Consider the following 18,262-nt stretch of genomic DNA (forward strand, 5'->3'; position numbering starts at 1 on the left):
CCGCCCATCAGCCGGTGGGCCTGCCGAACCAGCGGGCGAGGTGCTCGTCCAGGTCCTGTTGCTCGTCACCGATCCAGGCGACGTGGCCGTCGGGGCGTAGCAGGACGCACGGAGCATCCAGTTCCGCGGTGGGATCCGCGAGGTGCTCGACCCGGTCCGACCAGCCGCCGACGGTCAGGCGTTCGGTGCGGTCGAGGAGCAGGCCGCGGCCGCGGTGCAGCAGGCCGTAGAGGTGGCCCTGCTTCACGTCGATGTCGCGCAGGCGGCGACCGAGCAGGTGGTGCCCTTCGCCGAAGTCGTAGCGGATGCCGGTCGCGGTGATCTTCTCGATCAGGTAGCGGTTCACCTCGTCGAAGTCCATCAGTTCCGTGAGCAGCCTGCGCACGGCCTGCGGGCCCGGTTCGGCGGACAGCAGTTCCATCTGCGCGCGGGTGTTGTCGAGCACGTCCTCGGCGACCGGGTGGCGTTCGGCCTGATAGGTGTCAAGGAGGGTTTCCGGCGCCCATCCACGGACCTGTGCGGCCAGTTTCCAGCCGAGGTTGAACGCGTCCTGAACGCCCAGGTTGAGGCCTTGCCCGCCGGTGGGCGGATGGATGTGTGCCGCATCGCCGGCCAGCAGCACGCGCCCGACCCGATAACGGTCGGCAAGCCGGGTGGCGTCCCCGAAGCGGGACAACCAGCGCGGGGAGTGCACGCCGAAATCCGTTCCGGCGACGGCGCGCAGCTGTTGCCTGAAATCCTCGAGAGTGGGAGGTTCCGTCCGGTCGCTGACGTTCGCGGCGGGGACCACGACGCTGTAGGCCCCTTCACCGAACGGCCGGAGCCAGAACCGCTGATGGGTCCAGCGGCTCCCGTGAGTCTCTTGGACCGCGGCCGTCTTGGCGGCGATCTCCTCCTGCGACACCCCCACTTCCATCTCACCCATCAGCGTCTCGGTGCGCGAGGGTTCACCGGGGAAGCCGACGCCGAGCAGCTTGCGCACCGTACTGCGCCCGCCGTCACAGCCGACGAGATAGCGCGAGCGCAGCTGTTCACCGTCGGCCAGCTCGACGGTCACACCCTCGTCGTCCTGCTTGAGACCGGCCACCGCACAACCGTGCCGGACCTGCGCACCCAGTGCGATCGCGTGCTCTTCGAGGAGGCGAACGACGACCGGCTGCGGAATGCCGAGCAGATAGGCGTGCGCGGAATCCAGGCTGGGCACGGGTTTGGCGATGGCGGCGAAGAAACCGGCGGCCGGACGCCGTCTGCCGTGTTCGAGGAGGCGATCCAGCAGCCCGCGCATGGCCATCAGTTCGAGACTGCGGATGTGCAGACCGACGATGCGGACGAACGATACGGGCTGGGTCTCCCGCTCCAGAACGAGTACCCGCACATCGTGCAGACGCAGTTCGGCGGCCAGCATCGCGCCGGTCGGCCCACACCCGGCAATGATCACGTCGTATTCGAGGGGCATGCGATCGGCGCCGGGGGCCGACGACGGCTCGGCGGCGGATCGCGGAGAGTTCAAGCGCATAGGTGTTGCCTTTCAGGAGAGCCTTGTTGGCGAGGCGCTCCCGGCGACACCTACGTCAATCGCCCGGCCGTGACGGGAAAAGGGGGGAGCACCCACATCGCACAGCGTTCATGGGTCTCACCTCCTCAAGCGGTGTCACGGTCCACTCCACGCTACAAGCCCGAGCATCTCCTCGGCCAACCCTTTCCCGGCCCCCGACCCGCCCCCGACCCGCCCCCGACCCGGCCCCGCGTCGCGTTAAGGCAGACGTTCGCCGACCGGCTCGGCCAGGGCGTCCCGCAGCCTGAAGCGGGCCGTCGGATCCGCCCACGGAGCGTGCGACGGGCCGTCCGCGGACGGGAGATAGGTCACGGTGGGCAGAGGCCCTTCCGGCGGCGTCACCTGCCTCGTGCGGCCCCGGCCCACCCGCTGGATGCGCGCGTGCAACATGGACGACTCGCCGTGGACGGGGACGATGTGGGCGGCCTCGAGCGGCGCTTTTGAGGAGCTGCGGCCGCAGAGCACGCAGGCCGGCTCGGTGTGGCCCGCCTGCGATGCCTGCGCCGTTTGCTCCGCCTGCCGATGCAGCAGAGCGTTGTGCTCGTCCGGCGTCAGCCCTGTGACGTCCATCCGCCGGTGGCACGTGGTGCACAACACCGTCGCCAGGGGCGCCCACCCGGCGGCGCTTTCACGCAGCCTCGGTGCGCGCCCCCGCCTGCCGACCCACTGCGACCAGGTGTCCGAGGCCGCGGCGAGCCGCCGCGCCAGGTCACGGTCACCGCGCCGCAGGCCCCACAGCACGACGGCTCCGACGATGCCCGCGACCGTCGTGACCACCGTGACGGTCCAGTTCTGGGACCACCACTGGCCCGGCGGCAGCGTCGCTTCGCCGCCCGGGTCGTCGGCGGGTGTGGTGTGTTCGAGCCCGCCTCCCGCCGCGAAACCGAGGACGGTCAGGACGCCCACGACCACGGCGGCGATGCTCGCGCGCAAGAGTGCCAGGGCGCGTCTGCTGTGCTGGGCCACGGTGCCGGGGTGCTTCCCCATGAGGACGGCCGTCTCGTTGCGGGTGTGGTCCAGGGCGTGGGTCGCCCACACCGCGGTGCGCTGCGGCACCGACAGTTCCCGTACCGCCCGGTGCACCGCTTCGCGGTTGTCGACCAGCGCGCTGAAGTCGGCGACCACCGGCGCGGGGCGGCACAGCGGGTCGGCGGCGTGCTTCTCGTCCAGGCGGCGGTGCTCCGCGCAGCGTGCCGCGAGGTGCACGACCTCGGTGCGGATCAGTTTGTACAGGTACGCGCGCGGCTGCCGTACGGCCCCCGGGTCCCGCAGTGCCGTGGCGAGAGCACTGCTGACGATGTCGTCCGCGTCCGCCACCGACGCCGGAACGCCGGCGTCCCGCAGCAGTTGGGCCGCCTTCCCCGTCATCTCGCCCCGGAACTCCACGAACACCCTGCCCAGCGACTCGGCGGTCACCGCCTCCGGCTCAACCACCCGCCTGCTCCTCCCCCCGCTTCGTCTTCTTCCGCACGCCCCGCGTCACCCGCGGAACCTGCGACACCTGTGTCACCTGTGGCGGGGCGCCGGTGCCGCGCTCGGCGCGGATGATCTCGGCCCTGCCCCGGGCCCGGTTGCGGTACGCCACGCTGTCCAGCAGCTTCTTCAGGCTCGGGACCAGCAGCAGGACCACCACCGCCACAATGCCAAAGAGCTCCACGGCCCAACCTCTCCTTCAGTGTGCGGCCATTGAGCGCTCCGGTACCGAGCGGCGGCCGATCACCCTGAAGAGCCGCGAGCCCGGCGTTCTGATGACACCCGTCCCGGGATTTTTTCGGGAGGCGGTCACCGCCCGGTGAGCAACCGCGACAGCTCGACGCGGGAACGTACACCCAGCGCGGCGAACACATTGCGCAGGTGGTGGTCGACGGTGCGGTGGCTCACCGAGAGACGCACCGCCACCTCCCGATTGGTGGCGCCCTCCGCCACGTGCCGGGCGATGCGCTGCTGCTGAGGAGTCAGTGCCGCCAGCGGTCCAGGCCCAGGCTCGCCCGCCACCGCCTCGCCGGCGGCGCGCAGTTCACCGCGACTGCGGTCCGCCCACGCCCGCGCCCCGCACCGCTCGAAGGCGACCAGCGCGTCACGCAGCGGGCCGCGTGCCTCGCGGGTGCGGCGTCTGCGGCGCAGCCACTGGCCGTACAGCAGCAGCGTACGACCCCGCTCGAACTCGCCCGGCAGCCGGTCGTGATGCGCGAGCGCCCTCTCGTAGGTCGCGGCAGCCTGCTGCGGCGGTGCCAACAGGGCCTGGCAGCGGGCCAGTTGGGCCGGTGCGAGCGGGTCGGCCGTGGCCTCGGTCCAGCGTGTGAACTCCGCTGTGGCGTACCGGGCCTCCGCCGTCCGCCCGGCCTGGACGGCCGCCTCCACGAAGCAGGGGACGGCCAGCATCCTGACGGCGAAGTGGCCGCGTCGTGGTCCCGGGGCCACCAGCGGGGCGAGCCGCGCCGCCGCGTCGGCCGGGCGCCCCGCCGACAGATCCGTGCGGGCGACGGCCCAGACGGCGAGGGTGGCGGCCTGCACGAGCCCGTGCGGGCCCGCACCCGCCGCCGCGGCGGCCGCGTGCATGGCACAGGCTTCGGCGTCGCCCTCCATGGACGCGGCGAGCGCGAGGACGGCGTGCAGGGAGACCGCGGCATTGGGCTGCGCGAGGCGGTGCGCGGCCCTGAGACCTTCGAGGGCGTGTGCCCGTGCGGCGGTGTGGCGGCCCGCGCGCAGCTCTCCGTAGGCCAGGCGCTCCAGGGCGCGTGGGAGAAGGACTTCGGGGCCGTAGGCCCGTACGGCCGCGAGCGCTCTGCCCCCGGCCTCGCAGGCGGTCTCGACCTCGCCGACGACCAGGGCGGCGACCCCGGCGCGCATCAGTGCGCCCGGTTCGTTCGTGCCGGGCAGCGCGTCCAGGCAGCGGCGCAGCAGTCCGTGGCCCTCGGTGATGCGGCCCGCGAGGACCGCGCACATTCCGGCGCGGTACGCCTCCAGGACCGGGTCGTCGGCGCAAACGGGCCATCGCGTCAGCGCCTCCCGATAGGCGGTGGCGTCGCCCATCGCCCAGGCCGCTTCCGCCGCACCGATCAGCGCGTCGCGGGCCCGGTCGGGCGGGAGCAGCGCGGCGGCGGTGAGCAGGGACTCCCTGGCGTCGTCGGCCGGTCCGTCGGCGAGGGCGAGCAGGCCGCGCACCCGGTGGACGCCGCCGTGGGCGGGGACGGCTTCGGTGCGTGCCAGCAGGGCACGGGCTCGTACCGGATCTCCGGCCAGCCGGGCCGCTTCCGCCGCTTCGGCGAGCCGGTCGGTGCGCGACTCCGTGTCGGCGGTGAGTTCGGCGGCGCGGGCCAGAGCGGCGGATCGCTCGGCGTGCGGCCGGTCCGCGGTCGCCTCCGCGGCGAGGCGGCCGGCGAGCCGCGCATCGTGGTCCCCGGCGCCGCAGGCGAGTTGGACCAGGCGGGAGAGGCGGTCCCGGCAGGCGTCGGCGAGGCGCGTGTGTGCGGCTCTTCGGTCGGCCGGCGAGGCGCGGCGCAGCACCGCTCGGCGCAGCAGCGGGTGGGTGAAGTGGAGCCTGCCGCCCGCTCCGACGACGGCACCGGCGGCCTCGGCTGCCGCGAGCCCCGAGGAGTCGCCGCCGGCCCGCAGCACCAGGGCGAGGTCCGCGCCCGCCCCGTCGGGTTCGTGTTCCCCGGCCGCCGCGGCGAGCAGCAGCAGGGTGCGAGCGGCGCTGGGCAGTTCGTCGACTCGGGTCGTGGCCGCGTAGTCGTCGAGGACGTCCTGCCCGCCGGGGAGGGGGTCGGGCAGCCGGGTGCGTCCGGCCAGCTGGTCGGGGGTGAGGGCCGTGACGAGCGCGGTGAGCAGCCGGGGGTTGCCCACGGCCTCGCGGATCAGCCAGGCTCCGACGACCGGGTCGACGGCGCCCCGGGTGATCCGGTCGAGCAGGGCGGCGGCCGCACTGTCTTCCAGCGGTCCCAGGCGCAGGGTCGGCAACCCGGTGAACTCGCCCGCGCCCTCTCGGTGTTCGGTGAGAGTGAGGAGTACGCCCACGGGGCCGGCGGAGGGCAGTCGGTGCAGCTGCGCCGCGAGGGCGGCCCGCGCGACGGGGTCCCAACGGTGCGCGTCATCGACGCAGACCAGCCGAGGCCCCTCCCATTCGAACGCCGTCGGCGCGGGCTCCGGTGCGGCCGACTGTACGGACAGAGCCGGCTGTACCGAGGGAACCGTTTGTGCCGAGGGAACCGGTTGTGCCGACGGGATCGGCTGAACGGACGGGATCGGCTGAACGGACGGGATCGGGTCGCAGATCGCCCGCGCGTACTCCACCAGGGCGGTACGGCCGAGACCGGGCGGCGCGGTCAGGACGAGCACACCGCCTCGACCGGCTCGTACGCCTTCCACCAGGGATTCCACGGCGGCCACTTCCTCGCGGCGACCGTGGAGCTCGGGGGCCCTGAGCGCGCTGGATACGGACGTGGAAAGGGTCACGCCCGCACGTTACTTCCGCGTAACACCGCCCGGAAGCCCCGGGTCCGCCGCGCTGGGCACGCCACCAGCCGCGCCCCCGTCCGGATGTGCGCGTGCACAATCGAGGGTGCCGGAGCGGGGGAGAGGCACGTCGTCCGCCGCACCGGGAGCCGGTGGGGCGGACGACGTCACGTACCGCAGGTGATGGCCGGTCAAGGTCAGCCGGAGTGCGGGCAGTTGCCCCGGTACTCCTCGATCGTGAGGCTCGGCCTCGGCAGCGGGCAGAGGAACTGCTCGTAGCGGGTGTCGTCGTCGATGAACCGCTTCAGCCAGGAGACGCTGTACTTCGCGATCGTCGTGTTGGACGAGTTCGGTGTGAAGTGGGTGGCGTTGTTGAGCTCCAGGTACGCCTTGTCCAGAGAGCCCGGCAGCGACTCGTAGAACGGTTCGGAGTGACTGGATACGGGAGCCACGGAGTCACCGTCCGCGCCCACGACCAGCGTCGGGGTCCGCAGCTCGGGCCAGGTCTTGTCGGTGTTCCAGCCGGTCAGCGGAATCGCGGCCTTCAGCGAGGTGCGGCTCTTGGCCGCCTCCAGACTGCCGCCGCCGCCCATCGAGTGACCCATCACGCCGAGCCGGGACGCGTCGACCCGGCCGCGCACCGAGCTCGACTTCGTCAAGTAGTCCAGCGCGGCGAGGAGTTGACGGCCCCGGCTGTCGGGCTGGTCGAGGGTGGTGTTGGTGTCGATCGTGAAGACCACGAAGCCCTGGGAGGCGAGGCGCGGCCCGAGCCAGGCGATGCTCGACTGATAGGCGGTGAAGCCCGGCGAGATGACGACCGCGCCGAACGTGCCGTCGGCGGTCGACGTCGGGTAGTAGATGGTGCCGCCGCCGAAACCGGACACGCCGAGCGAGGAGACGTCGGTCTGCGAGACGGCGTAATGGCCGCGCGTGGCCTCGATGCTGGAGACGGTCGGTGCGGGACCGCGTTCGTACGGATTGTCCGCGGCGGCCTGGGCGCCGGGTGCGAGGCCGGTGCCGAGGAGACCGGCGGTGGCGAGTGCGGCGGCCAGACAGGCCCGTACCACGGGGCGGGAGAAGGCGTGCAGTTGCACGGAGGGGGTCCTCTCGGTCGTGGCGGCCGGCTGGGGGCGGGAGGCCGGCGGAGACGAGTGCGCTCCGGTTCCCGTTGAAGGCCGCCGTGTTCGTTCGTTGGCGGTCTCACCGTGGCGCCGCCGACCGCGTGCCGACATCGGCGAAATCACCGGTGTCGTGCACCCGGAACCCACGGGTACGCGGCCCGCCGATCAGCACCGATGGTTGCCCATTCCGTAGGAGTACGGCACAAAAGTCCGTCGAACCGCCCTGCTCCGCTGATGCAACCGGCGCATCCGCACCGGTCGGGCCACGCGACGCATTGACCTCCGAAGCCCCACGGTGTTCGCTCGGCCTGCGCAGCGTCCACGCCCGCCCCGCGAAGGAGAAACCGATGACCGTTCACCAGCGCGTGACGGCAGCCGGCGCCGCGCTCACCGCCCTCTGCGCCGTGACCGTGCTGTCGCCCGCGGGCGCGTCCGCGGCCCACACCGCCGCGCCGCGCACCGAGCGGGTGAGCGTCGGCCCGCAGGGTGCCCAGGGCAACGCCGCTTCCACGAGCCCCGCCCTCAGCGCCGACGGCCGCTACGTCGCGTTCGTCTCCGCTTCCCGGAACCTGGTCGCGAACGACACCAACGGCACGCCCGACGCCTTCGTCCGGGACCTGCGCACCGGCACGACGGAACGCGTCAGCGTCAAGAGCAACGGAAAGGCGAGCCACGGCGTCGTACGGGAGGTCTCGCTCAGCCCCGACGGCCGGTACGTGGTCTTCACCTCCACGGCCGACGATCTCGTACGCGACGACCCCAACGACCTGGACGACGTCTTCCTGCACGACCGGGACACCGGCAGGACCCAGCGGATCAGCCCCACCGGCGCGTCCTACGACGGGCTGCGCACCCACCTGACGTACGACCCCGCGGTCAGCGGAGACGGCCGCTACATCGCGTACGCGTCCGGTGCGGAGGACCTCGTCGCGGGGGACACCAACAAGCGGGACGACGTCTTCCTCTACGACCGCAAGAAGAAGACCACGGAGCTGGCACAGCTCACCGACGACGGCCGGCACGGCGAAGGCGACGCGTTCGCCCCCGCGTTCGCGGGCGACTCCGGCGGCCGGTACCTCGCCTTCACCTCCAACGCCTCCGGCCTGACCGACGTCGAGGACCACGCCTTGGCGACGGACGTCTTCCTGCGCGACCGTGAGAAGAACACGACCGAACTCGTCTCCGTCCCGCACGCCTACAACCGCAAGACCCCGTCCTGGGACGCCGCCCTCAGCGGCGACGCCCGCTACGTGGCGTTCACCTCGGCCTCCCGGGTGCTCCGGCCCGAAGGACCGGCCCCGACCAGCCCGCACAACGTCTTCCTCTACGACCGCGAGACGAAACGCATGCGGCTGGTCAGCGCCGCCCAGGACGGCACACCGGCCGACCAGAACAGCGGCGACGTCTCACTGAGCCGCGACGGGCGCTACGCCGCGTTCACCTCCGCCGCCTCCAACCTCACAGCCGACGGCGACGACAGCAGCGCGGACGTCTTCCTGCGCGACATGCTGACCGGGGAGGTGCGCCTCGTCAGCGTCGAGAGCGAGCCGGTGTCCGAGGACACGAAGCCGGGCCCACGGACCGGCGTCAGCGAAGACGGCGGCACGGTGGTGTTCGACTCCCCGGCCGGAAACCTCGTCCCCGACGACACGAACGCCACGACCGACGTCTTCCTACGCCACCTGCGCTGACGCCCGGCCGTCCCCGTGTGCGAAGCACCGCCTCCTCACACCGGACCCAGCGCGCCGCGGAGCCGGCCGACGACCACCGCCAGACGGCCCGCCTCGCCCCCTACGGCCCGTTGCAGGTCCGCCAGGTCCGCCAAGTCCTCCAGGGCTTCCGCGATCTGATGCCGTGAGGGGGCGTGCGACAGGAAGCGGTGCAACTGCTCCTCGGCACGTGCCCAGTCGGGGAGCGCGCACAGCACCACGAGCAGATTGCTGCGCCCGAGGTCCGTGCCGCCGGGGCCGGCCACTCCCTGTGCCTCATAGATGTCGAGGGCACGCTGCCAGCGGTCGGCCTCGTCGCGGGAGCCGGTCAGTCTCATGGTCAGAGCACTCTGGTACGGGAACCAGCCGCAGGCGGGCCCGAGTTCGACGGCCTTGTCGAAGTCGGCCAGGGCCTCCTCGTAACGGCCCAGAGCACGGTAGACCTCTGCGCGCCAGCAGTGTGGCCAGGGGGAGTGAGGATCCAGGGTGAGGGAGCGGTCGAGATCCGCGAGGGCGTCCTCGTCGTGGCCCAGGGTGTGACGGACGTCGCCGCGCACGGCATATGCCCACGCGTATCCCGAATCGACGGTGATGGCGTGGGTGAGGTCCTCGAGTGCCTGCTCGTGACGGTGCATGCGGTGACGGATCATGCCGCGGTACATCATCGCCGCGGAGTCGTGCGGATCAAGGCCGAGAACGCGGTCGGCGTCCGCGAGGGCTTCCTCGTAGCGGCGCAGGTTGTAGTAGGCGGAGATGCGGTGAATGAGATGCCTCGGGACGTGCGGATCGAGGCGGACGGCGTGGTCGTAGTCCGTCAGGGCCTGCTCGTAGAGGCGCATCATCTGGTGCGTGCGGCCCCGGCCTGTGTGGGCGCGGGCAAGATTCGGTTCCAGCGCCAGGGCGGCGTCGTAGTCGGCGATCGCCAGGTCGTACCGGCCGTCGAGCAGGTGTCGGCGGCCACGCAGGGCGTAGGCGAGGGCCCGGCCGTCCGTCCCGAGTCCCGGTGTGCTCAACAGGACCGCCAGTGCGGACACGCCGCTCCTCCCGCTGGGAGCGGCTTGACCGGTGCATTCCAGGAGGCGGCTGCCTACCAGGATCAGGTCGTCGGTGGCGGTGTTGTCGGTGTCCTGCCCGGCCTGGACGAACAGCCGGGCCCAGCGGCGCAGGGACTCGACGCTGTGCCCGCAGGCACGCACCGCGTCGTGCAGGGCATCGGGCAGCGCGGAGCGGCCCCTCGCGCAGAGAAGGTGATACGTCTCGTCGAGCCGGTGCTCCCGCCAGCCGGCGTCGTCCCAGAACTCGTCGGCGGACCGGCCTTCCTCACGGTCACGGCGCCAGGCGCCGAAGACCGACGCGAGGTGGGCGTGGTCCCGGCACCAGCGAGCGGGGGAACGGGAGCGCTGGACGCGCAGCATCGGGGCGCGGATGACGTCGTGGTAGCGGTACTGCCCCGCCTGGTCGGTGAGGAAGGGGAGCGCGCGCAGCCACCGAAGGCCGTCCGCCTCGGAGGCCGGCGCGATGGCCCGGCAGATGTCCTCGTCAACGCGGCGCGGCAAGGCGCAGGCGAGAATCGTGTCGCGGCGGACCGGGTCCGTCTCCCACTTGAGGAATCGGTCGACGGCCGTGTCGGACGGGTCGCCCACCGCGTCCACGTCCTGCGGGCGACTCCTCGCGAGAGCGTCAAGCAGCACCGGCAGCCGCCCGGACAGGCGCAGGATCACCTGCACCACGCGCTCGTCCGTCACCGCGCGCGCCGCGAGCAGCGCGCGGGCCTCGTCCTCGGCGAACGGCTCCAACGCGACCTCGGTGACCAGGTCGAGGCTGTCGCCCCAGCAGGCGGGGTTCAGCGCGCCCTGCCCGGACAGCACCGCTTGGACGTTCAGCGGCACCGTGCCGTACGCCTCGGCGATCAGCATGTCCCGCAGCCAGACGTCGAGCAACGACGCCGTGCGCTCGTAGGTGTCGAAGAACAGCACCACCTGCGGCCGGCGTCCGGCCACCTCGGCAAGATCCGTCAGGAACCGCGGCGTGAGCACCTTGAGCGGTGACAGCACCAACCGCACGTCGTCGTGGCTGCGCAGCAGGGCGCCGAGCGTCGCACGCGCCCGATCGAGACCTGCGGCCATCTGTTCCGGACGGACCGCGCCGCTGAAAGCGCCGACCCCCGGCACCAGTCCGAGACCGGCCACTCCGGCCTGCGCCACGAGCACGCTGGAGGAGGAGGGCTCGGCCCGCCGCGCAGACGACCCGGGCCCTCCGGGCGCAACCGGACCGCCTTCGTTGTCGCCCGCCCCACGGACGGCCAGGGCGGCATCGGCTTCGTGGCGCTTCTGCCGGTAGACGACCAGGTGCTTGTCGAACGACTTCAGCGCGCAGCCCTGGCGTCCCAACTGGCCGCTGATCGCCTCCATCACCTCCACCGCGCTCTGGACGTCGTCGCCGACGACAGCGGTGGCCGCGCCCGCTTCCCGCGCCACCTCCTCCCACCGCCGCGTCAGCGTCGACTTGCCGACGCCGGCGAGACCGTGGATGTGGAAGAGGAACTGATAGGTGTCGGCCCCCGGGGCCCGAGCCAGGTTTTCCCGGAACACCGCCAGCTCACGCCGCCGCCCCACGAAACCACCGCCGCGCCGTCGCCGGATCAGCTCTTGCCGCGACACCGGTTCCTCAGCCATTCCGGCCTCCTCCGCGCCCGGCTCCCAGCATGTCGGAGCGTCGGCTGCCGGGCTCGTCAACTCCCGTAATGGGGCCGGGCGTTGATGTCCGGCGTGGTATTCATCGGCCCAGCAGATCGCGCAGCGCCCCGCTGACCACCGCGGGGTCCTCCTCCGCCATGAAGTGGCCGCAGGAGACGGTGCGGTGGTCCAGGTCGGGGGCCCAGGCGCGCCACAGGGCGGCGGCGTCGAAGCCGAGGGCCTTGCCCCAGTCCTGCTGGAGCACGGACACCGGCATGACGAGGCGGTTGCCCGCGTCACGGTCCGCCCGGTCGTGCTCGACGTCGATGTGGGCGGAGGCGCGGTAGTCGGCGACGATGGACGGCACGGCCTCGCGGGACGCGTCGAGGTAGGCGGTGCGTACGTCGGCGGGGATCGCCGCCGCGTCGCGCGTCCAGATGTCGAGGAAGTGACCGAAGAACGCGTCCGGGGCGGCGCCGATCAACTGCTCCGGCAGGCCCGGCGGCTGGGCCATCAGGTACAGGTGGAAGCCCACGGCGGCCGTCGTGCCGCGCATGACGTCCCACATGTCCAGGGTCGGCAGTACATCAAGGGACAAGAAGTGCGTGACCGCATGCGGGTGGTCGAGCGCGGCGCGCAGGGCGACCAGGGCGCCGCGGTCGTGCCCGGCCAGGGCGAACCGGTCGTGGCCGAGGGCACGGGCGAGCGCGACCACGTCGGCCGCCATCGTGCGCTTGGAGTACGTGGCTCCGTCGACGTCGGCCGGTTTGTCGCTGGCGCCGTACCCGCGCAGGTCCGGGCAGATCACGGTGTGCTCTTTCGCGAGGTCGGTGGCGACGTGCCGCCACATCAGGTGCGTCTGCGGGAAGCCGTGCAGCAGCACGACGGGGCTGCCGGAGCCGCCGACGGCCACGTGGAGGCGTACGCCGTCGGCGACGTTGACGTGGTGGTGATCGAAGCCGGGGACGGTCGGTGTCATGGTGTGCTCTCCGGGAAGATGGGGCGAGCCCGCCGGGCGGCGGACGACTTCAGCCTCCCGCCGGTGAATCAGCAAGTGATCAGTAGCGATCAGTAGTGGTCAGTAGTGGTCAGTACGGAGAGAGCGCGGTGGTCCGCACGTGTCGGACATGACGGGGACGGGGACGAGGACGGAAACGGCGCCAGGAGCGGAGCGCGTCGAATTCGGGGTGCTCGGGCCGGTGGCCGCCTGGCGCGCGGACGAGCCGCTCGCCCTCCAGGGGCCGCGCCAGCGAGCCGTCCTGGCTCGCCTGATCGTGGCCCGCCGCCACGTCGTGCCCGTCACGCGCCTCATCGACGACCTGTGGGAAGACCCACCGGAACGAGCCCTGGGGACGGTACGGACCTTCGTCGCCGCGCTGCGCAAGGTCCTGGAACCCGACCGTCCGCGCCGGGCCCCCGCCCGGCTGCTCGTGACCGAGGGCCCCGGTTACGTGCTGCGGGCCGGGCCGGACGCGGTGGACGCCTGGCGCTTCGAGACGGCCGTGGCCGAGGCCGGACACCTGCCGCCACCGGACGCGCTGCACCGCCTCGACCAGGCACTGACCCTGTGGCGGGGCCCCGCCTACGTCGAGTACGCGGACGAGGACTGGGCCCGCACCGAACGTTCCCGGCTCGCCGAACTGCGCGCACTGGCCGTCGAGCGACGCGCCGAGGCATCACTCGCACTGGGCCGGGCCGCCGACGCCGTGCCCGACCTCGACGCGCACGTGGCCCGCCACCCGTGGCGAGAGGACGCCTGGCGGCTGCTGGCCCTCGCGCTGTACCGGACCGGACGGCAGGGCGACGCCCTCGCGACGCTGCGCCGGGCCCGCGCCACGCTGGCCGAGGAGCTGGGGCTCGACCCCGGACCGGGGCTGCGCCGCCTGGAGGCGGACATCCTCGCGCAGGACGCGACCCTGGACCCGCCCGCTCCCTCCGCCCTGTCCGCTTCTTCCGCCCTGTCTGCTTTCTCCGCCCTGTCCGTTCCCTTCGCACCGTCTGCCCGCTCCGGCCCGTCCGCTACGGCGTCCCGGCTCTGGAGCGAGGCGGCCGCATCGTACGACCGCACCGTCCGAGCCGGGGCCCGCGCCCGCCTGGAGTCGACGGTCGGCCTCATCCGCAGCCTCGCCGTGACCGGAGCCGGTGGCCTGGAGGCGGCCCGGAGCCACCGCATGGCGGCCGTCGAGGCGGCCGAGGAGTACGGCGACACGGAACTGACGGCCCGTGTGATCGGCGCGTTCGACGTCCCCGCGATCTGGACGCGTGGCGACGACCCGGAGCTCGCCCGGCAGATCGTCGCGGCCGCCGAACGGACCCTCGCGAGGCTGCCGGACGACGCGTCCGACGCGACACGCTGCCGCCTGCTCGCCACCGTCGCGGTGGAGACGCGCGGCGCCGGAACACCGCGCGGACCCGATGCCGCACGCGAAGCGGAGCGGCTCGCGCGCCACCTCGACGACCCGGCGCTGCTCGCGTTCGCGCTCAACGGCACGTTCATGCAGTCCTTCACCCGCGCGGGCCTGGCCCCGCGGCGCGACACCATCGGCGCGGAACTCGTCGGGCTCTCCGCCCGGCACGGCCTGGTCACCTTCGCAGTGCTCGGCCACCTCATCCGTCTGCAAGCCCGCGCCGCACTCGACGACTTCTCGGCCGCCGACGCGCACGCCGCCGCCGCGACACGGCTCTCCCAGCGGCACGAACTGCCGCTGGTGGGCGTCTTCACGCAGTGGTACGACGCCCTGCGCCTGGCCGCGTCGGGCGAGATGGAACGGGCCGAGTCCGCGTCTCGCGCCGCCGCCGCGAGCCTGGACGGCGCCGGCATGCCGGGCATGCGCACGGGCCTCCTGCCGCTGGCACTGGTGTCCCTGCGCCTGGCACAGCTCCTGCCGCCCCACGTCGACCTGAACGCGGACTGGGGCCCGTACCGCCCCTGGGCCGAAGCGCTCGCCCTCGCGGAGACCGGCCGCCACGACCAGGCACACGCGGCACTGCGCGCCTTGCCCGAACCGCCCCCGGACCTGCTGTACGAGGCACTCTGCTGCGTGGAGGCCGAGGCGGCCCTGCGATCGGACGACCGGAGCACACTCGCGAGGGTCCGGTCACGCCTGCTGCCCGCCGCGGGGCAGGTGGCCGGTGCCGGCAGCGGCGTACTCACCACCGGCCCCGTGGACCGCTGGCTCGCCCGCATCACGGACGCGCTCGACTGGTGACAAGGCGTCATGACCCGTCACAACAGGGGTACTCGGCGTCCCATGAATCTGTCCAAGCCGCTGAAGACCGCGTTGGCCCTGTTGCTGATGTACGCGTTCTGCGTGCTCCTCTTCCGCTTCCGGCGCGACGGGATGGACTGGGGCCCCGCCCTGCTGATCGGGTTGGTGGCCGCCCCGCTGGCTCTAATGCTCTCCTGGGTCAGCGAACGGCTGAACGGCAAGGGGCAACGAGCAGGGCTGCGTTGGCGGGAGCGTCGACGGAGTGGCAGCTCAGGCTGACGCCGACGTGAGGTGGCGCGCCCGCCCGGCGCGACGGCGAGGAGGGGCGGGAGGGCGATGCGCGCGCCGACGGCCGAGGCACCGGAGCGGAGCGTCAGGTGCTTTCTTGCCGAAAAGAGCCTTCGTGCCGACACTGAGCCCATGATCAGCGATCCCATGATCAGCGCGACGCGTGAACCACTGCCCGGGGGAGGACTCGTCCTCGCCGTCCCGGACGGCGACCGGGGCCTGCCCCCACTGCGCTTCGAGGGGGCTGCGGACCGCGGGTGGAACCTCCTCCAGGGCGAACAGCCGCTGATCCAGGCCCGGTCGGAGGGCGACGGCTGCTGCCGCGACCTCCACCTCCGCCGCCTGCCGGGCCACCGCTCCCCGCTGCCGCCCCTGACCGCCGCGGCGATGCGCGCCGGCACCGACTGGCCTCACCGGTACGCGCGATGGCTGCTGGCAGAGGAGAGCCCCAGTCCGCTCCACCACGGCCGCTGGCGCCTGACCACGCGCACGGCCTTCGCTCCGGGCATCTGGAGCTGCGACCTCGTCCGCGACTGGCCCGACGCGACCCTCGAGCTGCTCTGCGGGGGCGGCTGGCACGGAGTCCTGCCGCTGCGCCCGCTCCCGGCGCCGGACGCCCCACGGGTGAAGGCCTACCGTAAATACGTCCGCGAGAAGACCCTCGCCCCGGTCCTGCTGTGGTGGGTGTCCTTCTTGGACGGCTGGCTGCTCCTCGACGGCCACGACAGGGCTGCGGCGGCGCTGGCGGAGGGCGTACAGCCGGACTGTGTGGAACTGGCCCGCGTACCGGACGACGCCGACTGGCGGAGGACCGCCGACCAGATCACCGAGGCACACGAGGAACGGATGGCGCGCTTGGCCGCGCGCCCCGCGGGCCCGCACACCGCACGGCAGCGGCAGGCCCTGGAACGGGGCTACGCCGACGTACTCTCCACCCTCCCGTACGACGCGGGGGCGACCCCGGTGACGGGACCGGAGACGGTCTAGTACGGACCGTTCACGTTGTCGATCGAGCCGTACCGGTCGGCCGCGTAGTTGCAGGCGGCGGTGATGTTGGCGACCGGGTCGAAGCTGTCCGTCGACGTGCCGGGCACGTGGTAGGCGGAGAACGTGGGGCCGATGACCTGGAGGAGCCCCTTCGAGGGGATGCCGGCCGCGGCGTTGGAGTCCCAGTTGTTGATGGCCAGCGGGTTGCCGGAGGACTCGCGCATGATGTTGCGGTGGATGCCCTCGTACGTGCCGGGGATGCCGCGCTCGGCCATGATGTCGAGCGACTCCTTGATCCAGCCGTCGAGGTTGTCGGCGTAGGACTTCGGCGCCGTGGCAGCGGCGGGCTCGGCGGCGGCCGTGCGCTCGGACCGGTCCGCCCGCTCGGCGGCCGGCTTCTCGGCCGGGGCCTGCTCACCAAGGGTGAGCTCGAGGCCGGGGTGGATCAGCTTCGGGTCGTTGCCGAGGGCGCCGCGGTTGACCTCGTACAGCTTCTGCCAGCCGCCGCTCACGGAGTGGTCCTGGGCGATCTTGGCGAGGGAGTCGCCCGCGACGACGACGTAGGTCTTCGGGGCCGCGGCGGGCTTGGCGGCCGCGACGGGCTCCGCCGCACCGGCGGAGGTCGCGCCGAGCACCGGGAGAACGAGCACGGCTCCGCCCGTGCCCGCGGCGGCGACGCTCCGGGAGAGCGGGCTGGACTTGGGACGGCGGTGCTTTCCCTTTGCGGGCATGACGAATTCCTCTCCGTCGCCTGCGAGGTGAGCTGTCGGGTTCGGACGGGAGCTGTCCGGTCACACGGTGGGCGTGACTTCACCCCGAGCCGTTCCGGAATCCGGATCGGCGGCTTACCTGGGTCCCCCGCTCCTGCCGTGCGTAAGTGAGTGGGTGGTGGGAGAGTTTCCGGACAGCGGCAGGATTCGGCGTTCCGTCCGGATTGACATTGACGTTAAGCGAGAAAGCCCGGACGGAACAAGGCGCGAATTCGAATGGAGAATGCGCGGCCCTCTTTGATCGAATAGCCCAACTCTCTTTGCGTGGAACGGAAGCGCGCTCGATGCTCGGTGGGGAGGGAGGCTATGGCGTGACTCATTTCACTTGCGCACTCCGCAAGGAGGGCGAAAGTCCCGCACACGCAGCCAAAGGTCTAGATGGTTGCGTTCTGCGCAAATATGGACATATGGATGCCTGATGACTGCTCAGTTGAGGAATGGCTGCTCAGTCGAGGAATGTGGGAGTGGGGCGATCCGGCACCGAAAACCTGTCGCCCCGTCAATATCGGTTTGCCTCGACTCCGCGTCGGCGTCATCACTCGGAAAGAGGGTGGCGCTTCGGCGGAACGGGTGTCAGTCGGTAGGAATCGCCGTGGGATATCACGCGGCCGGCGGTCGGCTCGGGGAAGTGGGTGCCCAGAATAAGGGTTTCGGTATCGGCGAGAGAGGCGAACAGGTTTCGGCGCGACACTTCGGCCTGTTCCGGGTCGATGTCGACGCAACTGCCGATGTGCGGGTGGGGGAGTTGGACAGGGTGGTGGACCAAGTCGCCGGATATAAGCGCTGTTTCTCCGCGGCTGCTCACCTGTACGGCGATGTGGCCCGGAGTGTGACCGGGCGTGGGCGTGAGGCGTAGGCCGGGGGCGACGTCGACGCCGCCGTCCGGGACGTCGACGAGGTCGAGCAGTCCGGCGTCCGCGATCGGGTGCACGGAGTCGCGGAACATCTGCCGCCGCGGTTCGTCCATGTCGTACCCGGCCCAGAAGTCCCACTCGGTCCGGGAGGTGAGGTAGCGGGCGTTGGGGAAGGTCGGGGCCCAAGTGCCCTCCATCTCCCGGGTGTTCCAGCCGACGTGGTCCGTGTGCAGATGGGTCAGGACGACCAGGTCGACCGATTCCGGTGGGAAGCCGGCGTCGGTCAGGCGCCGCAGGTAGTCGGTGCGAAGGTCGTGCCATGCCGGGTTGGCCCGCGTCTTGCCGTTGCCGATACCGGTGTCGACCAGCACCCGCAGGGTGCCCAAGGTGAACGCGAAGCTGTGGCTGTCGAGGTGCAGGACGCCCTCGTCGTCGGCGAATTCGGGGCGCAGCCAGGGCTGCTGTGCAATCACGTCGGCCGTGGCGTCGGGCAGGAGCCAGGGGCCGGTCGAGGGTGGCAGGGGAATCTCGTCGATGCGGTGTACGGCGATGTCGCCAACGGTCCAGTAGGGGGTCGTGACGGACGGCCTGGCCTGGTGGGCGGTCGAGGTCGGCATGTCTGGTCCTTCCTTCATCCGA

Annotated in this window: 13 protein-coding genes and 1 riboswitch; of the genes, 4 read left to right on the forward strand and 9 right to left on the reverse strand. The window is 72.1% G+C overall.

The features are described 5' to 3' along the window. Positions 1-7: 7 nt before the first annotated feature. The 5 genes from rox to AB0N81_RS12075 all read right to left on the reverse strand — a co-directional run bounded on the left by rox (position 8) and on the right by AB0N81_RS12075 (position 7,062). A complete protein-coding gene (rox, locus tag AB0N81_RS12055) occupies positions 8-1,456 on the reverse strand; it encodes a rifampin monooxygenase (RefSeq protein ID WP_365357833.1) in 1,449 nt (482 codons plus the stop codon). A gap of 297 nt (positions 1,457-1,753) precedes the next feature. Further along, positions 1,754-2,989, reverse strand: a complete 1,236-nt coding sequence (locus tag AB0N81_RS12060; protein ID WP_365357662.1) for a sigma-70 family RNA polymerase sigma factor — start codon at positions 2,987-2,989, stop codon at positions 1,754-1,756. Continuing rightward, a complete protein-coding gene (locus AB0N81_RS12065; RefSeq protein ID WP_365357663.1) occupies positions 2,982-3,212 on the reverse strand; it encodes a hypothetical protein in 231 nt (76 codons plus the stop codon). The genes AB0N81_RS12060 and AB0N81_RS12065 overlap by 8 nt, the downstream gene beginning before the upstream one ends. Before the next feature lie 125 nt (positions 3,213-3,337). Beyond that, positions 3,338-6,010 (reverse strand): LuxR C-terminal-related transcriptional regulator, encoded by a 2,673-nt coding sequence (locus tag AB0N81_RS12070; protein WP_365357664.1) that lies wholly within the window; start codon positions 6,008-6,010, stop codon positions 3,338-3,340. Positions 6,011-6,207: 197 nt separating this feature from the next. After that, a complete protein-coding gene (locus AB0N81_RS12075; protein ID WP_365357834.1) occupies positions 6,208-7,062 on the reverse strand; it encodes an alpha/beta hydrolase in 855 nt (284 codons plus the stop codon). Between the two features lie 416 nt (positions 7,063-7,478). Here AB0N81_RS12075 and AB0N81_RS12080 point away from each other — a divergent pair, with 416 nt between their 5' ends. Continuing rightward, positions 7,479-8,822, forward strand: a complete 1,344-nt coding sequence (locus tag AB0N81_RS12080) for a hypothetical protein (protein ID WP_365357665.1) — start codon at positions 7,479-7,481, stop codon at positions 8,820-8,822. 35 nt (positions 8,823-8,857) lie between these two features. Here the strand turns inward: AB0N81_RS12080 and AB0N81_RS12085 are convergent, their stop codons facing one another. Beyond that, on the reverse strand, positions 8,858-11,515 hold the full coding sequence (locus AB0N81_RS12085; protein WP_365357666.1) for a tetratricopeptide repeat protein: 2,658 nt from the start codon (positions 11,513-11,515) through the stop codon (positions 8,858-8,860). 100 nt (positions 11,516-11,615) lie between these two features. Beyond that, positions 11,616-12,494, reverse strand: a complete 879-nt coding sequence (locus AB0N81_RS12090; RefSeq protein WP_365357667.1) for an alpha/beta hydrolase — start codon at positions 12,492-12,494, stop codon at positions 11,616-11,618. 148 nt (positions 12,495-12,642) lie between these two features. On the opposite strand from AB0N81_RS12090, the gene AB0N81_RS12095 reads away from it, so the two are divergent. The 3 genes from AB0N81_RS12095 (at position 12,643) to AB0N81_RS12105 (ending at position 15,999) form a co-directional block, all read left to right on the forward strand. Beyond that, a complete protein-coding gene (locus AB0N81_RS12095) occupies positions 12,643-14,724 on the forward strand; it encodes a BTAD domain-containing putative transcriptional regulator (RefSeq protein ID WP_365357835.1) in 2,082 nt (693 codons plus the stop codon). 42 nt (positions 14,725-14,766) lie between these two features. Beyond that, positions 14,767-15,003: a hypothetical protein gene (locus AB0N81_RS12100; protein WP_365357668.1), complete on the forward strand. Its 237-nt coding sequence runs from the start codon at positions 14,767-14,769 to the stop codon at positions 15,001-15,003. A gap of 141 nt (positions 15,004-15,144) precedes the next feature. Next, positions 15,145-15,999, forward strand: a complete 855-nt coding sequence (locus AB0N81_RS12105; protein WP_365357669.1) for a hypothetical protein — start codon at positions 15,145-15,147, stop codon at positions 15,997-15,999. Here AB0N81_RS12105 and AB0N81_RS12110 read toward each other — a convergent pair. Next, entirely contained in the window at positions 15,996-16,730 is a 735-nt protein-coding gene (locus tag AB0N81_RS12110; protein ID WP_365357670.1) for a LysM peptidoglycan-binding domain-containing protein, read from the reverse strand. The genes AB0N81_RS12105 and AB0N81_RS12110 overlap by 4 nt on opposite strands. Before the next feature lie 4 nt (positions 16,731-16,734). After that, a riboswitch (cyclic di-AMP (ydaO/yuaA leader) is annotated at positions 16,735-16,897 on the reverse strand. Positions 16,898-17,304: 407 nt separating this feature from the next. Next, positions 17,305-18,240, reverse strand: a complete 936-nt coding sequence (locus AB0N81_RS12115) for an MBL fold metallo-hydrolase (protein WP_365357671.1) — start codon at positions 18,238-18,240, stop codon at positions 17,305-17,307. Positions 18,241-18,262: the final 22 nt, after the last annotated feature.

Origin of the sequence: Streptomyces sp. NPDC093510 (assembly GCF_040683555.1) — a bacterium.
Taxonomy (GTDB): Bacteria; Actinomycetota; Actinomycetes; order Streptomycetales; family Streptomycetaceae; genus Streptomyces.

What these genes read in the sequence shown, in the direction of transcription:
- AB0N81_RS12090 (WP_365357667.1), bottom strand. Translation starts at nt 12,494, where the DNA reads ATGACACCGACCGTCCCCGGCTTCGATCACCACCACGTCAACGTCGCC.
- AB0N81_RS12085 (WP_365357666.1), bottom strand. Translation starts at nt 11,515, where the DNA reads ATGGCTGAGGAACCGGTGTCGCGGCAAGAGCTGATCCGGCGACGGCGC.
- AB0N81_RS12100 (WP_365357668.1), top strand. Translation starts at nt 14,767, where the DNA reads ATGAATCTGTCCAAGCCGCTGAAGACCGCGTTGGCCCTGTTGCTGATG.
- rox (WP_365357833.1), bottom strand. Translation starts at nt 1,456, where the DNA reads ATGCCCCTCGAATACGACGTGATCATTGCCGGGTGTGGGCCGACCGGC.
- AB0N81_RS12110 (WP_365357670.1), bottom strand. Translation starts at nt 16,730, where the DNA reads ATGCCCGCAAAGGGAAAGCACCGCCGTCCCAAGTCCAGCCCGCTCTCC.
- AB0N81_RS12095 (WP_365357835.1), top strand. Translation starts at nt 12,643, where the DNA reads ATGACGGGGACGGGGACGAGGACGGAAACGGCGCCAGGAGCGGAGCGC.
- AB0N81_RS12105 (WP_365357669.1), top strand. Translation starts at nt 15,145, where the DNA reads ATGATCAGCGATCCCATGATCAGCGCGACGCGTGAACCACTGCCCGGG.
- AB0N81_RS12080 (WP_365357665.1), top strand. Translation starts at nt 7,479, where the DNA reads ATGACCGTTCACCAGCGCGTGACGGCAGCCGGCGCCGCGCTCACCGCC.
- AB0N81_RS12115 (WP_365357671.1), bottom strand. Translation starts at nt 18,240, where the DNA reads ATGCCGACCTCGACCGCCCACCAGGCCAGGCCGTCCGTCACGACCCCC.